Origin of the sequence: Microbacterium sp. 16-032 (genome assembly GCF_041079455.1) — a bacterium.
In the GTDB taxonomy this organism is placed as follows: Bacteria; Actinomycetota; Actinomycetes; order Actinomycetales; family Microbacteriaceae; genus Microbacterium; species Microbacterium testaceum_A.
This window is the reverse complement of sequence record NZ_JBFYGQ010000001.1, coordinates 276,479-291,720: the sequence shown is the minus strand read 5'-3', so window position 1 is coordinate 291,720 and position 15,242 is coordinate 276,479. Positions and strand designations below refer to the sequence as shown.

Here is a 15,242-nt window from a genome sequence, read left to right as displayed (position 1 = left end):
ATGCCGCGCACTCGCGCTGGAACCCCACAGCTTTCCCGACCATTGGAGCCACCGTGGCCGAACAGTCCCGCCTCGACAAGGTCATCGCCCTCGCCCGCCATCGCGGGTTCGTCTTCCAGGCCGGTGAGATCTACGGCGGTTCGCGCTCCGCATGGGACTACGGCCCCCTCGGCACCGAGCTCAAAGAGAACATCCGCCGGCAGTGGTGGCAGACCTTCGTCCGCGGTCGCGGCGACATGGTGGGGCTCGACTCGAGCATCATCCTGCCCAAGCGCGTGTGGGAGGCCTCGGGTCACGTCGCGACCTTCACCGACCCGCTCGTGGAGTGCCTGAGCTGCCACAAGCGCTTCCGCGCCGACACCCTCATCGAGGACTTCGAGGCGCGCAAGAACCGCAAGGCCGAGAACGGCCTGGCCGACGTGCCCTGCCCCAACTGCGGCACCAAGGGGCAGTACACCGAGCCCAAGTCGTTCTCGGGCCTGGTCAAGACCTACCTCGGCGTCGTCGACGACGAGTCGGGCCTGTACTTCCTGCGCCCCGAGACGGCCCAGGGCATCTTCGTGAACTTCTCGAACGTGCTCACGGCATCGCGCCGCAAGCCCCCGTTCGGCGTCGGCCAGGTCGGTAAGGCCTTCCGCAACGAGATCACCCCCGGGAACTTCATCTTCCGCACGCGCGAGTTCGAGCAGATGGAGATCGAGTACTTCACCCCGCCGGCCGAGGCGAACGAGTGGTTCGAGCACTGGGTCGAGGCGTGCTGGAACTGGTTCATCGAGCTCGGCATCGACCCCGAGAACATGAAGCGCTTCGACGTGCCCGAAGACGACCGCGCGCACTACTCCGCCGGCACGATCGACGTCGAGTACCGCTTCGGCTTCCCGGGCAAGGAGTGGGGCGAGCTCATGGGCGTCGCCAACCGCACCGACTACGACCTGAAGAGCCACTCCGAGGCGTCGGGCCAGTCGCTCACGTTCTTCGACCAGGCCTCGGGCGAGAAGTACACGCCCTACGTGATCGAGCCGTCGTTCGGCCTGACGCGCGCGATGATGGCCTTCCTCGTCGACGCGTACCGCGAAGAAGAGGTCCCCAACGCCAAGGGCGGCACCGACACACGCACGGTGCTCAAGCTCGACCCGCGCCTCGCGCCCGTCAAGGTCGCCGTGCTCCCGCTCTCGCGCAACGAGCGCCTGTCGCCGCTGGCCCGCGAGGTCGCCGACACGCTCCGTGCGGCCGGCTGGAACATCGACTTCGACGACGCCGGCGCCATCGGCCGCCGCTACCGTCGCCAGGACGAGATCGGCACCCCGTTCTGCGTCACGGTCGACTTCGACTCCCTCGACGACAACGCCGTGACCGTGCGCGACCGCGACACCATGGGCCAGGAGCGCATCGGCCTCGACGCGTTGCATGGCTACCTGGCGGAGCGCCTGCGGGGAGCCTGACCCGATTCAGCGAAGACCGGATGCCGTGGCCCCAGGCCGTGGCATCCGGTCTTCCGTCGTTTCGGGGCGCCGTCGCCGGCTCACGAACGGGGGAGTGGCCCCGCGGTGCTCGCGCGGACGACGAGTCGCGGTGCGGCGAGGCGCACGGTCTCGAGGGTCTCGTCGGCGTCCCACACCTCGACGAGCAGTTCCAGACAGGCCGACCCGAGCTCGCGCGCGGCGAGGTCGATCGAGGTGACGGGCGGCGACAGCAGGGCGTGCGCGGGTTCGTCGACGCACGCCGCGACGAGGAGGTCGTCGCCGACGCGGCGGCCGGCGCGAACGGCGGCCTCGAGGGTCGCCGCGGCGGAACCACTCGGGGCGATCACCAGGGCGTCCACCTCGGGGAGCGTCAGGAGCTCGGCCACGGCCCGGCCGATCTCGTCGGCGGTCGGCACGAACGAGACCCGGCGCGACAGGTCTTCGCGATCGTGCGCGCGGGTCCATTCGGCGTAGGTCTCGGCCAGCTCGCGGCTCCAGGACGTACCGTCGGGCGGCAGGATGGCGGCGATGCGCGCGGCACCCCGATCGGCAAGATGGGCGAGCAGTCGGGTGAGCGCCGCGCGGTGGTCGGTCGCGACGCTGCCCTCGGTGCGCTCCGCGCCGCCCAGGACGTGCTCGCCGCTGACGACGGGGCGGTCCGAGTCGAGCAGGGCCCGGATGCCGGGGTCCTCGACGGACGCGTCGACGATCACGTAGCCGTCGACGAACGCCGACGGTGCGGAGGTGTCCGCGGCGTCGCGGTGGGGGAGGAGGATCACCGACAGCCCCCGGCGGTCGGCGGCGTCGACGACGCCGAAGGCGAAGTCCGTGTAGTAGGGCAGGTGCGTCGTGCCCGCCGGCAGGGACAGGCCGACGGCACCCGACCGCGCCGTCCGCAGGCTGCGCGCGGGGATGTTGACCGAGTAGCCGAGTTCGCGCGCGACGGCCAGGACGCGGTCGCGGGTGTCGGGGGAGACCCCGGTCTTGCCGCGCAGGGCGAACGAGGCGGCGGCGACCGACACGCCCGCGCCGGCGGCCACGTCGTGGAGCGTCGGTTTGCGCGGGGTCACGAGCAGTGACGTTACCCGACGCGCGGTGACGGTCGATCCGCGGAGGGGTCTTGCGGCGCGGTCAACTTAAACGTTTAATGTCAGGGAAACAGAACGGGCACGGAGACCGAAACACACGGTCCCTAGCCTCGGGTCCACCGGACGCTCTCGACGAGGAGGCGTCCCGGCCCGTCCCGTGTCCGCCGCACGCCGGCTCCCCGAGAGGTACCCGTGTCCGCTTCCGTCCAGACCGCCCCGACGTCCGTCGGCGCCGCCCGACTCCCCATCCGCTTCTCCACCGCCTCGTCGACGTTCCTCGTCGGCATCGCGGGGTACCTCGGCGTCAACCTGTCGCCGTACATGATCGCCGCCGTCCAGACGGGCGTCGGCGCCGACGTGCTGACGGCGAGCTGGATCGTCACGGCGACCCTGCTGCTCACCGCCCTCGTCGGCCTCGCCGTCGCCCCCGCGTGCGCGGGACCGCGTCGTCGCCTGGTCGCGCGCGTCGGTCTGATCCTCGCGGTCGTCGGCTTCGGCGCCGCGGCGCTCGTTCCCGCGCTCGTCGTGACGGGCCTGCTCCTCGGCGGGGTCGGAGCCGGTGGGGCGGTCGCGGCCGCGGGCGCCGCCCTCGCCGCGTTCCGCAACCCCGACCGCGTCGCCGGACTCAACGGTCTGGCCAACCGCGGGCTCATCACGGTCATCCTCGCCGTCGTCCCGCTGATCGGCCTCGCCCCGATCGACGTGTTCGGCTCGATGGCGGTGTTCAGTGTCCTCTCCCTACTCACGGTGTCGTGGATGCCCACGGCCCCGGCCGCGACGGTGCACGCGGCGGCGGCGATCGGCGAGGCCGTCCCCATCGAGGTCCCTCCCACCGGCACGCTCCGCACCGCCGCACCGCCCTCGCGCGTGGTCACGGTCGCGGGCTTCGTGCTCCTCGTCGTGTTCGCCCTGTGGGCCGCGAGCGAGGATTCGCTGTGGGCCATGGCCGGGGTCATGGGCGCCGACAACGCCGGTCTGACGCCCGAGGGGCTCAGCCTCGCCCTCAGCGGCGCCACCGCGGGAGGCCTGCTCGGCACCATCGCGCTCGTGGCCGTCGGAGATCGCCTGGGTCGCGGCATCCCCCTGATCGTCCTGCTGGTGGCCGGCGGCATCCTGAAGATCGTCGAAGGCTCCGTGACCGATCCGACGCTCTTCGTCGTGGTCTTCATCGCGTGGAACACGATCTACGCCGTCGCCTTCATGTACTTCGTCGCCACGGCCGCGGCTCTCGACGCCGACGGACGCTGGTCCGGGCCCCTGCTCGCGACCTACCTCGTCGGTTCGGCGCTCACGCCCGTGATCGGCGCATCTCTGGTGGGGCTCCTGGGATACCAGGGCTTCGCCCTCACGCTCGCCCTCGCGAGCTTCGTCCTGGCCGTTCCGGCCGGCATCATCGGCGTGCTCTCGCGACGGCTCGAGCGCGCCGCGAAGGAGGCAGCATGACGCGCACGCTCTACCGCGGGGGACGGATCTTCACCGCCCACACCGATCCGCGACGGCAGTGGACGGATGCCATCGCCGTCGACGGCGAGACGATCGCGGCCGTCGGGGCCGAGGCGCTGGCGTCCACGGCCGACGAGGTGGTCGACCTGGGGGGAGCCGTCGTGCTCCCGGGCTTCACCGACGCGCACACGCACCTGCTGATGATGGGCGCGTCCCTCGCGCAGGTGCCGTTGACCGAGGCGCGGTCGCTCGAGGCGATCCAGGTCCTCCTGCGCGAGGCGCGCGAGGCGGCTCCCGAGGCGCCCGCGATCTGGGGGCGCGGGTGGCTGTTCGACTCGATTCCGGGCGGGGCGCCGACCGCGAGCATGATCGACGCGGTCGTCTCCGACGTCCCCGTCTACCTGGATGCCAACGACTACCACTCCTGCTGGGTGAACTCGGCGGCGCTGGCCGAGCTCGGCATCACCCGCGACACCCCCGATCCGCTCGGTGGCGAGATCGGCCGCGACGCCGACGGCGAGCCGAACGGGATGCTCTTCGAGACGGCCGCGATCCGCTACGCGTGGGCCCGTCGCGACTCCTCCACGACCGACGACGAGCGCGACGCCGCCGTCGATCGCGTGATCGACGCGTACGTGCGCGCCGGAGTCGTCGGAGTCGTCGACATGGCTTTCAACGAGCACGGCCTCGCCGCCTTCGAGAGAGCCGTGACGCGCCACGGCGGGCGACTCCCGATCCGCGTCGCCGCACACTGGCTCGTCGAGAACACCGGTGACCGTGAGAAGAACCTCGCCCAGTTGGACCGCGTGATCGACCTCGTCGAGCGGACCCGCTCGTCGTGGGTGCGGGTGATCGGCATCAAGCTGATCCTCGACGGCACGATCGACGCGTGCACGGCGGCGATGGGCGCCCCGTACGCCGACGGTTCGAACGCCGCTCCCATCTGGCCGCTCGCCGATCTCGCTCCGGTGGTGGGCGCTGCGGATGCCGCGGGGCTTCAGATCGCGATGCACGCGATCGGCGACGCCGCGAGCGACGCGGCGCTCGTCGCCCTCGAGCGCGCCTACCGCGCCAACGGCGATCTGCCTCGTCGCCACCGCATCGAGCACCTCGAGTACGCCGCCCCGGGGACGGCGGAGCGCATGGCGCGGCTCGGAGTCACGGCATCCATGCAGCCGGTCCACGCCGACCCGGCGATCTACCCCAACTGGGCCGCGATGCTCGGTGACGAGCGCGCCGATCGTGCGTTCGCGTGGCCCGAGTACGAGCGCGCGGGTACCCTTCTGGCGTTCTCGACCGACGCGCCGACCGCCCCCTACGACGCCCTCGCCAACATGTACGTCGCGGCGACCCGCGCCTCGGCTCTCGACACGGGCGTCGCGGCGGTGCACCCGCAGTTCGCTCTGCCCCTGACCGACAGCATCGCCCACGCCACGCGCGATGCGGCCGCGTCGACGGGGGACGGCGACTGGCGCGGGCGTCTCGCTCCCGGGTTCGCGGCCGACTTCGCGGTCCTCGACACCGACCCCTTCGCCGACGGGGCCTCGACGCTCTTGACTGCCCGCGTCGTGCGGACCGTACGGGCCGGGGAGACGGTCTTCGCCGAGGAGGCGGTCGCCGCGCTGCCGCGCGACTGACGGCTGTGCCCCCGGGCTGGGGAGGAACCGCCGCTGTGCAGGACCCCGGTGGGGCGGCCGGACTTCGCTAGCCTGGGGCGACGACCGACGCCGAGGGGGCACGATGACGGAAGTCGATCACGGGGGAGCACTGTCGGGCATCGCCTGGCCCGAGCAGCCGGGGGCGCTCGTCGACACATCGCGCTGCCCGTCGTGCTTCGCATCCATCACCGTGTCGCCGTGCGCCTCGTGCGGACTCGACCTGACCGATGCGCGCACGGCGCGGGTGCTCGACCTGTCGCAGCGGATCATCGCCCTCGTCGACGAGCGCGCCGACGTCCTCATGCGGGTGCACAGCGATGCGGAGACCGCGGCTGCCCGGGCAGAAGAGGAACGGATGCCGGCTCCCCCGTCGTCCGAGCTTCACCCGGTGCTGCCGTCCCCGGTGTTTCCGTCCTCCGCGCCTCCGTCCCCGGTGGCGATGCCCCCGGGTGACTCCGCGACGGCCGAGCCCGCATCGCTCTCGACGACGGTGTCGGCGCCCGCCGCAGCCGCCGACGTGGCGTTCGCACCGCCGTCGGGGCCGGCGATCCCCCCGGGGCCGCTGGCCGAGCCGAGCGCAGGCTTCCCGGCTGTGCCGCCGTTCGACGGTGGTCCTCCGGTGGAGCCGGCCGCACCCGTCCCCGCGGGGCCGGCCGCGCCCCGCCGTTCGAGCGTCCAGGTCTTCCTCCTGTCGGTCGGCGTGGTGCTTCTCGCCGTGGCTGCGGCCTTCTTCCTCACCGTCGCGTGGATCAGTGGCGGGCTCGTCCTGCGCTCCGTCATCATCGGACTCGTCACGGCGGCGATTATCGCCACCGCCTCGCTCCTGCGCCGTCGGGGCCTCGGTGCCACCTCCGAGGGCATCGCGCTGCTCGGGATCGCTTTCGTGGCCCTCGACGTCTGGGCCGTCCGAGCCAACGACCTGGGCGGGGCGGCGAGCCTCGAACCGAGCGTGTACTGGGGCGCGACGACGGTGGCCGCGGGTGCCGCGTTCGTGGGCTGGTCGCGTCTGTCGCGCCTGCGCGCCCCGCTCTCGGTCGCTGTCGCGGCCCTCGCGGTCGGGCCCGCGATGCTGGTCGCCGGTCTCTTCACGCGGGATGCGGCCCTCGGGTGGTACGCGTGGGGGCTCGTCCTGCTGCTCCTGGCCCTCGCGGCACCCTTCGCACCGCTCCTCGCCCGGGCTCCGCGCCCGGCGTTGACGATCGAGATCGCGGTCGTCCGGGCTCTCGCCGCCGTCGGTGCGGTCGTCGCGATGACCTCCGCCCTGATCGTCGACCCGCGCAGCACGGCGACGCCCGCGGTCCTCGGCGCGGCGCTTTCCCTCGGTCTCGCTCTCCACGCCCGGTCGCTCGCGCGCCGAGGTGCCGCGCGCCTGGCGCCGACGGCCGCGGTGGCAGCGGTCGTCGTCCTCGGGCTGGGGATCGCGGGCACGGTCATCCGTGCGGCCGACGCGACCCTGTCCGTCACCGTCCCGGTGCTCGTCGCCTCGGCCGTCGCGTTGGGGCTCGACGTCGCCGCGCGTCGCGCGACTCCGGGCCTCGGGCGGACGACCGTCGTCGTCGCTTCGCTGGCTGCGGCGATCGCCGCCGCTGTCGCCGCGATCCTGCCCCTGGTCGGCGCGATGGATGCCGTCGGCACCGTCCTGGGTCGGTCGATCGTCGTCTTCGGGCGCTCCGCCCTCGATCTTGATGCCCCGGATGCCGTCAGCACGGCGGCCGTGATCGCCCTCGCGGCCATCGTCGTGCTCGCCGCCGTGGTCTGGCGTCTGTCGGGATCGTGGGCGCAGCGCCGGACCCCCGCGCTGATCGCCGGGGCGGCCGTCGCCCTGCTCGCGGGACCCCAGCTGCGCGTCCTGATCCTCGTGGTCGCCTGGTACCTGGCGCTCGCCGTGGTCGCCGTCGTCGTCCTCCGCCGCCGTCGCGGTGACATCGCCCTCGCCGCGGTCGGGGGTTGCCTCGCCCTCGGCGCAGGGTGGGTGTCGTCGTTCTCCTCTCCGCTCGCCTGGGGGCTGTGCAGCGTCGTGGTCGCGGCCGTGCTCGCCGCGGTGGCCGGAGCGCATCCGAGTATCCGGGTGCCGTCCGCGATTGCGGTCGTCCTGTTCCTGACGGGGAGCGCCGTCCTCGTTCCCGGGGCGTTGCGCGCCGGAGCCGACCTCGTCGTCGACGGGGCCACCCCGACGACGGTTCCTTTGGCGATGGCATCCCTCTGTCTCGTCGCTCTCGTCGCCCCGCTCTTCCACCGGTGGGGTCTCGACGTCGCGCAACGAAGCGCCGGCGTGGTCACCGCTCTGGCGGCGATCGTGGTGGTCGCCGCCCCCGCGCTGTGGTTCCGCGCGGGCACCGCGACCGACGTGTGGATGCTCGCGTCGGTGCTGGTCGCCGCGGTCGCGTCGGCGGCCGTCCTCACGACGCCCTACCTGCCATGGCGCGTCGCGCGGCCCTTCGCGGCGGTCATGACGCCCCTGCTCGTCGCGGGCGCGGCCGGTTCCGCGCTCCGGCTGATCGACCCGCTGCCGCTGGTGCCGGCGATCGTCTACGCGGCGATCGCCGTCGTCAGTGCCGCGGCGGGCCTGCGCCTGCTCCGCACCGACCCGTCCACCCGCGCCTGCCTTGACGTGGGGGCCGCGCTCGTGGCCGCTCTGTCGATCGTCGTCGTTCCCTCGCAGGGAGTCCGGTGGCTTCCGCTGCTGCTCGCGGCGGTGGCCGCTGTGCTGTGGGCGACCGATGGCGACGGTCTCTTCCGCTCTCGCGGGCCCCGCCGACACCTCATCTGGCTCGCGCTCGTCCTGGGCACCCTCGCGCTGTGGACGCGGCTGCTCTGGCAGCAGACCGAGACGGTCGAGCTCTTCACCGTGCCGGTCGGTATCGCGGTGCTCGGCATCGCGGCCGGCCACGAGCGGGCGCGGCGGGTGGGAGAGAACCGTTCCGCGGCCGTCCCAGCGGTGATCGCCGCCGCGGGGACCACCGTCGCGCTCGCTCCCAGCGCCCTCTCGGCCTCGGGAAACCTCGTCCACGTGCTGGCGGTCGCGCTCCTCTCGGCCGCGGTTCTGGTGGTCGGGGCCTGGGTGCGTCCTCCACGGACCCCCGACGAACTTCCCGTCGCGGTCGGAGCCGCGGGAGCGCTCTCGCTCGTGCTGGTCACGGTCGCGCAGCTCCTCCCCTCCGTCGAGCGGGGTGGCATCGGCATCGCGGATCTCGTCGTCGTGGTGTCGGTCGTGGCGATCTGCGCTGCCGCCGTGGGCGTCGCGCGACGCCCGGCCCCGTGGGCGGCGTCGTCCGCGCGCAACGCTCTGGTCGGCGCCGCCGTACTGCTCGCGCTCGGGTCGGCCGTGCTGGTCGCCGTCGACGGCGGGCCGATCGGGCGCATGGTGATCGCCGTCGCGGTGCTCGGTGCCGTCGGCGTCGCCGCCCTGCGCGTGCGTCACCGGCTCGGGGGGATGCCGCTCGCGATCACCGCGCACTCCGGAGCGGGGCTCGTCGCCCTCATCGGCGTGGGGGCGGATATCCGCCCGATCGAGTGGGCCACCGTGCCTCTCGCGCTCGTGTGGATCGCTGCCGCCCTCCTCGATCGCCGCCGCCCGGTCGCCCCGGCCTCGGTGCTGTTCGCCGTCGGCGGTGCGGCGGTCGGGCTCCTGCCCTCCGCGGCGCTCGCCGACGCGTCGCCGGTGCGCGCGATCGGCGTGACGCTCGCGGCGGTCGCCGTGCTGGTGATCGCAGCCGTTCTTTTCCGCGGCGCGCTCGCCCCGCTGGCGACCCCGGTGATCGGCGTCGCCTCGCTCGGGCTGATCGTGGCCCCGTCGCTGCGCGCCCTGCACGAGCTCGCGACCGCGCTGTTCGACGTCTGGCTCGTCGCCGCGACCGTTCCCCTGGTGGCCGTCGCCGTCCTCCTCCGCCGTCGGCGCGCGGACGTCCTGCCCGGGGTGTCGCAGGCTCTCGCGGTCGCCGCTCCCGCTGTCGCGGTGGTTCTCACCGCCATGCGGCTCTCGGCCACGGGCGAGGGCCCGCTGCGTCTGATCGTGACGCTCGTCGCCGTCCTCGCCCTCGGGCTGTGGTGGCAGGGTGCGGCGGTGCGGTGGACCGCGATCGGTCTGTCGGCCGTCCTCGGCCTCGTGGCGATCGTTCTCGGCAGTGCCGATCCCGTCGAGGCGGCCACGACTCCCCTCGCCGTGGCGCTCTTGATCCACGGCATCCGGACCCTTCGTCAGCGTCCCGCGGTGCGGACGTGGCCGGCGCTCGGGATCGGCCTGGCGCTCCTGCTCATCCCCTCGCTGCTGTTCGACTTCTCGAGCGGCAACGCGCTGTGGCGCGTCCTCGCGCTCGGCGTCGTCGCTCTGGTGACGCTGCTGGTCGGCGCGCGGTTCCGTTGGCAGGCCCCGGTTCTGCTCGGCGGGATCGTGCTGATCGTCCACGCCGTCGCCCAGCTCTGGCCGTGGATCGCGTCGCTCTACGAGAGCGCGTCCGGTCTCTGGTGGCTGTGGCTCGGCATCGCCGGCGTGCTCCTCATCGTGATCGCGGCGACGTACGAGCGCCGCATCCGCGAGGTGCGGGCGGTGGCCCTCGCGATCAGATCTCTGCGGTGAGGGAGCGAGTTCCTACTTCGCCTTCGCTTCTTTCGCCGCGGCCTTCGCGGCGCGCTTGTGCTCGCGCACCTTGGTGAGCGACTCCGGGCTCACGATGTCGGCGACGGAGCGGAACGAGCCCTCTTCGCCGTAGGGGGCCGAGGCCTCCCGCCAGCCGGCGCCGTCGAAGCCGCGTTGCTTGCCCAGCAGGGCGAGGAAGATCTTCGCCTTCTGTTCGCCGAAGCCCGGCAGGGCCTTGAGGCGCTTCAGCACCGTCTTGCCGTCGGGGTCGTCGCGCGTCCAGAGGTTCTCGGCCTTGCCGTCCCAGTCCTCCTCGATCGCCGCGCAGAGCGCCTGCACGCGCCCCGCCATCGATCCCGGGTAGCGGTGGACGGCGGGCGACTGCGAGAACGCGGCGGCGAACTCATCAGGGTCCTGGTGCGCGATCGCGCCGGCATCCATCGATCCGGTGCGCTCCTGGATCTTCAGCGGGCCGGCGAACGCCGTCTCCATGGCGACCTGCTGGTCGAGCAGCATGCCGATCAGCAGGGCGAGCGGGTTGCTCGACAGCAGCTCGTCCGCGGCGGGGTCGTCGGTGATGCGCAGGCTCATACCCTCATTCTCGCGCGAACATCCGCAGGCGCAGCCCTCAAGCCGGGTCCGCGATCCACTTCCGAGCGAACGGCACGGCATCCATCTCGAGCAGATCCTCCGTCGCCTCGCTGATCTGCACCTCGAAGTGGGCGACGCTTCCGGGCTTCAGCCGCTTCACGAGCGATCCGTCGACGCGACGGATGACGGTCTCGCTCACCGAGGGAGCGTCGTCCTCGATGTGCAGCAGGCCCAGGGCGAACGTCGCCACCCAGCGCAGTGCGTTGCCGCGGCGGGGTTCTCCCGCGACGACATAGACCTCGGATGCCGGTGTGCTCACGGCATCCATCCTGCCCGAGGACCCGGGATCAGGCGGGGAGTCAGCCCGCGTCGGCGATGTCGCGACGCGCGGGGGCGGAGGCCGCGGGATCGGCGACCTCGATGCCGAAGAGAGCCGACAGGGCGTCGATGTACTCGTCGGCGCGGCCGGTCTCGGCGAGCTCGTGGGCGCGGGTGGTCGGGGTGTGCAGCAGCACGCCGACGAGGTGGCGGAGTGCCTGCTCGGTCTGACCGCCCTCGTCGCCGCGGGCGCGCACGCGGGCGACCTCTGCGTCGAGCACGCCGAAGACGTGCGCGCGCAGGGCCACGACGGCGGGGGTGATGTTCTTGCGCTCGCCGACCGAGGCGAAGCGGCGGGCGGCGTCGCGCACGAGGTCGCGCGCGGCGTCGGTGGCCTGCAGCTCTTCGAGCGGGGCGTGCAGGCGGATGGTCTCGAGGTCGAGCAGGTCGACGCCGGGAACCGTGGCGACGTCGGGGTCGACGTTGCGGGGAAGACCCAGGTCGATCACGAGGCGACGCGCGGTGTGGTCGACGGGGCAGACGCCCGCGGCCCCGTCGACGGCGGCTTCGAACGCCCCGCGGCCCGCGGCGAAGGTCGCCGCGCTGAGGACGTGGTTCTCGCTGGTGGTGCAGGTGATCACGAGGTCGGAGTGGGCGACGACGCTCGGGAAGGTCTCGGTCGAGATCGCGCGCAGACCGTGCTTGGCCGAGAACTTCGCGGCCCGGCCCGAGGGCGAGTACACCGAGATGTCTTCGGCGCCCTGATCGCGGAGGGCCGCGACCGTGGCCGCGGCGTAGGCGCCCGTGCCGACCAGCAGCACCCGCTGGGTCGACCAGTCGGCGATGCGGCTGTCGGCGAGCTCGAGGCCGAGGCGCACGAGGGAGCGTCCGGCGCGGCCGATCGCGGTGGAGTTCTTCACGCCGCGCTGCGCTTCGGAGGCCCGCTGGAACAGGCGCTCGAGTTCGGCGGAGGTGGTGCCGAGCTGGCGCGACTCGTTGAGCGCGCGGCGCACCTGACCGGCGATCTCGCCCTCGCCGACGACGACGGATTCGAGACCGGATGCCACCGAGAAGAGGTGCTCGGCCACGTCGCTGCCGCCGAGGACGGTGTACGAGCCCTCGAGCTCGCTGGCCGGGACGCCGGTCGCGGACTCGATGGCCGCGAGGGTGGCCTCGATGCCGAGGGCGACGGCCGCGGTGACGGGCTCGTCCATGTCGACGTAGGCCTCGAAGCGGTTGCAGGTCGCCACCACGACGGCGCCCTGGACGCACTCGTCGTGCTCGGCGATCAGAGGGGCGACGGGTGTCGCGGGTACGCTGAGCCGCTCGAGGAGATCGAAGGACGCGGTCTTGTGACTCGCGCTGACGCACAGCAGCACGTCCATATTCTACGCCCGGCTTCCTCGGGGTATTCCGGGTGGCCTCTCGACGTCAAGGCATCCCACGTGCTCCCGCGGGGCGGGTGGGAGGATGGATGCCATGGCCTCCCTCGACGCGCCCCTGCTCCGTGCCCTCCGTGGCGATCGTCCCGAGCGGCAGCCGGTGTGGTTCATGCGGCAGGCCGGACGCTCCCTGCCCGAGTACCGGGAGTTGCGCGTGGGCACGCGCATGCTCGACGCGTGCCTGACCCCCGACCTCGCGGCGGAGATCACTCTCCAGCCGATCCGCCGTCACAAGGTGGACGCCGCGATCTTCTTCAGCGACATCGTCGTGCCGCTGCGTCTGGCCGGCGTCGACGTCGTGATCGAGCCCGGCCGTGGCCCGGTCTTCGCCGACCCCGTCCGCACCGCCGACGACGTGGCGCGGATCACCGCGATCGACCCCGACGACGTCGCCGCGGCGGCCGAGCCCGTGCGCGAGGCCGCCCGCCGCGTGACCGCTGAGCTCGACGAGGCCGTTCCCCTCATCGGCTTCGCCGGGGCACCCTTCACTCTCGCCGCCTACCTGGTCGAGGGCGGGCCGAGCAAGGAGCACCTGCGCGCGCGCGGCATGATGCACGCCGACCCGGAGTCCTGGCACCGTCTGGCCGGGTGGCTGTCGAAGGTCTCGCGCGCGTTCCTCGACGCGCAGATCGACGGCGGTGCCCAGGCCGTGCAGCTCTTCGACTCGTGGGCGGGGTCGCTCTCGCCCGCCACGTTCCGCGAGTTCATCGCCCCGCATTCTCACGCCGCACTCGAGGGGATCGAGGTCCCCCGCATCCACTTCGGCGTGGGCACGGGGGCCTTCCTCGACGACATGCGCCTGGGCGGTCTCGCCGACGCGGTGGGGGTCGACTGGCGCATGCCGCTCGACGAGGCCGCGGCGATCGTGGGCCCCGACGTGACGCTGCAGGGAAACCTCGACCCGGCGCTGCTGGGCGCTCCGTGGCCGGTCCTGGCCGCGCACGTCGACGACGTCCTCGCCCGCGGTCGCGCGGCCCGCGCACACATCCTCAACCTCGGGCACGGCGTGCCGCCCGACACCGATCCCGATGTGCTGACCCGCATCGTCGCCCGCGCTCACGGGGAGGGCGCGTGAGCGAGCCCCTCGATCGTCTCGTGCGTCACGCGCACGAGACGCGGGTGATCGTCGTCGGCGGCGGGATCTCGGGTCTGGTCGCGGCGCGCGAATGCGCCAAGGTCGGCCTGAAGGTCACGGTCCTCGAGGCCTCCGAGGTGTTCGGCGGGGTCCTGCGGACCGCCGAGGTCGGCGGGATGACCCTCGACGTCGGTGCTGAGAGCTTCGCGACGCGCGGCGGAATCGTGCGCAGACTCCTCGACGAGCTCGGTCTCGCCGACGACATCGTCTCCCCGAATCCCGCCGGGGCGTGGGTCGCGGGTGTGCCGGGAGTCGGGGCGGCGCCGCTGCCGAAGGGCGGGGTGCTCGGCATCCCGGACAATCCCTTCGCCCCCGACGTGCGACGCGTCATCGGCTGGTCGGGCGCGTGGCGTGCCTATGTGGACCGCCTTCGGCCGCCGCTCACGATCGGTCACGCGCACAGCCTGGGAAAGCTCGTACGGTCGCGGCTGGGCGCGCGTGTGCTCGACCGGCTGGTCGCACCGGTCACGAGCGGGGTCTACTCGGCCCGCCCCGACGACATCGACATCGACCTCGCGGCTCCCGGTCTGAACGCGGCTCTGACGCGGGCGGGCTCTCTCACGGGCGCCGTCGCCGATCTGCGTGCGAGCCGGGCGGCTGCGCGCCCCGCAGACGCTCCCGCGTCGGACGTTCCCGTCGTGTCCGGCGGGGCCTCGAAGACTCCCGCCCCCGGGGGCGCGGTCGAGGGCATCGCCGGCGGGATGTCCCGCCTCGTCGACGCTCTCGTCGCCGCCCTGGTCGAGAGCGGCGTGGAGTTGCGCACGGGCGTCGCCGCCCGGGCTCTCGAGAAGACCGACGACGGCTGGACGGTGACCACCTCGGCCGACGACGAACCGCTCCCGGCTCGCGCCGTCATCGTCGCCCTGCCCGAGGGGCCCGCCCGCGAACTGCTCGCGCCCGTGGTCCCCGGCCTCGAGGTGGGCGATCCGGTCGCCCCGGTCGTCGAGGTCGTGACCCTCGTGGTGCACGCCCCCGCTCTCGACCGGGCTCCGCGCGGCACCGGCGTCCTCACCGTCCCCGGCAGCCACGTCGCGAAGGCCCTCACGCACTCCACCGCGAAATGGGACTGGGTTCGGGATACCGCCGAGCCCGGCGTCCACGTGGTGCGCGTCTCGTTCGGTGCCCAGGGCGAAGAGCCCGCGACCGCCGCCCTCGACGACGACGCGGCGGCAGCCCTGGCCCTCTCGGAGGCCTCCGCGATGCTCGGCGTCGAGCTATCGGCATCCGCCCTCCGGGACGCGCATCGCGTGCGATACGTGCAGTCGCAGCCCGCGGCGACCATCGGGCGGGCGGCCGAGACCGCCGCCGCGCGCGGTGCCGTACGCGCGGTTCCGGGCCTCGGGGCGACCGGCGCGTGGATCTCGGGCACGGGCCTCGCCCAGGTCATCCCCGACGCCCGCGATGAGGCCGATCGCGTGCGCAGCGACGCCCTCTGGACGAGCTGACCTCGCACTCTCTCGACCAAGTCCGCCCGGCTGTCAAGGGTGGATGCCGAGCGCGGCATACATGACTACTGTGAGACTCGACC

General features: G+C 73.2%; 10 protein-coding genes. 6 read left to right on the top strand and 4 right to left on the bottom strand.

Annotated elements, in window-relative coordinates:
* The first annotated feature begins 53 nt into the window (after positions 1–53).
* The gene (locus AB6V31_RS01220) at positions 54–1,442 is read left to right on the top strand and encodes a glycine--tRNA ligase (protein WP_056224644.1); all 1,389 of its coding nucleotides are present in this window, start codon (positions 54–56) and stop codon (positions 1,440–1,442) included.
* An 80-nt stretch (positions 1,443–1,522) separates the two neighbouring features.
* Here the strand turns inward: AB6V31_RS01220 and AB6V31_RS01215 are convergent, their stop codons facing one another.
* Entirely contained in the window at positions 1,523–2,533 is a 1,011-nt protein-coding gene (locus tag AB6V31_RS01215) for a LacI family DNA-binding transcriptional regulator (protein ID WP_369363538.1), read from the bottom strand.
* 210 nt (positions 2,534–2,743) lie between these two features.
* Between AB6V31_RS01215 and AB6V31_RS01210 the strand changes: the two genes are divergently transcribed.
* The 3 genes from AB6V31_RS01210 to AB6V31_RS01200 all read left to right on the top strand — a co-directional run bounded on the left by AB6V31_RS01210 (position 2,744) and on the right by AB6V31_RS01200 (position 10,228).
* A complete protein-coding gene (locus tag AB6V31_RS01210) occupies positions 2,744–3,994 on the top strand; it encodes an MFS transporter (protein ID WP_369363536.1) in 1,251 nt (416 codons plus the stop codon).
* Positions 3,991–5,631 carry an amidohydrolase gene (locus AB6V31_RS01205; protein ID WP_369363534.1) on the top strand — a complete coding sequence of 547 codons (1,641 nt, stop codon included), beginning with the start codon at positions 3,991–3,993 and terminating at the stop codon, positions 5,629–5,631. The genes AB6V31_RS01210 and AB6V31_RS01205 overlap by 4 nt, the downstream gene beginning before the upstream one ends.
* A gap of 103 nt (positions 5,632–5,734) precedes the next feature.
* On the top strand, positions 5,735–10,228 hold the full coding sequence (locus tag AB6V31_RS01200; protein ID WP_369363532.1) for an SCO7613 C-terminal domain-containing membrane protein: 4,494 nt from the start codon (positions 5,735–5,737) through the stop codon (positions 10,226–10,228).
* Between the two features lie 12 nt (positions 10,229–10,240).
* Here AB6V31_RS01200 and AB6V31_RS01195 read toward each other — a convergent pair whose 3' ends face one another.
* From AB6V31_RS01195 to AB6V31_RS01185, 3 genes are read right to left on the bottom strand one after another with little or no spacing between them, the layout of a single operon-like run.
* Positions 10,241–10,819 (bottom strand): HhH-GPD-type base excision DNA repair protein, encoded by a 579-nt coding sequence (locus tag AB6V31_RS01195; protein ID WP_074694657.1) that lies wholly within the window; start codon positions 10,817–10,819, stop codon positions 10,241–10,243.
* Between the two features lie 37 nt (positions 10,820–10,856).
* Positions 10,857–11,138, bottom strand: a complete 282-nt coding sequence (locus AB6V31_RS01190) for a hypothetical protein (protein ID WP_144784074.1) — start codon at positions 11,136–11,138, stop codon at positions 10,857–10,859.
* A gap of 40 nt (positions 11,139–11,178) precedes the next feature.
* On the bottom strand, positions 11,179–12,516 hold the full coding sequence (locus AB6V31_RS01185) for a glutamyl-tRNA reductase (protein WP_369363529.1): 1,338 nt from the start codon (positions 12,514–12,516) through the stop codon (positions 11,179–11,181).
* Positions 12,517–12,616: 100 nt separating this feature from the next.
* On the opposite strand from AB6V31_RS01185, the gene hemE reads away from it, so the two are divergent.
* Both hemE and hemG read left to right on the top strand, forming a co-directional pair.
* A complete protein-coding gene (hemE, locus tag AB6V31_RS01180) occupies positions 12,617–13,654 on the top strand; it encodes a uroporphyrinogen decarboxylase (RefSeq protein WP_369363527.1) in 1,038 nt (345 codons plus the stop codon).
* On the top strand, positions 13,651–15,159 hold the full coding sequence (hemG, locus tag AB6V31_RS01175) for a protoporphyrinogen oxidase (RefSeq protein ID WP_369363525.1): 1,509 nt from the start codon (positions 13,651–13,653) through the stop codon (positions 15,157–15,159). The genes hemE and hemG overlap by 4 nt, the downstream gene beginning before the upstream one ends.
* The last annotated feature ends 83 nt before the right edge of the window (positions 15,160–15,242 follow it).

What these genes read in the sequence shown, in the direction of transcription:
- AB6V31_RS01205 (WP_369363534.1), top strand. Translation starts at nt 3,991, where the DNA reads ATGACGCGCACGCTCTACCGCGGGGGACGGATCTTCACCGCCCACACC.
- AB6V31_RS01200 (WP_369363532.1), top strand. Translation starts at nt 5,735, where the DNA reads ATGACGGAAGTCGATCACGGGGGAGCACTGTCGGGCATCGCCTGGCCC.
- AB6V31_RS01195 (WP_074694657.1), bottom strand. Translation starts at nt 10,819, where the DNA reads ATGAGCCTGCGCATCACCGACGACCCCGCCGCGGACGAGCTGCTGTCG.
- hemE (WP_369363527.1), top strand. Translation starts at nt 12,617, where the DNA reads ATGGCCTCCCTCGACGCGCCCCTGCTCCGTGCCCTCCGTGGCGATCGT.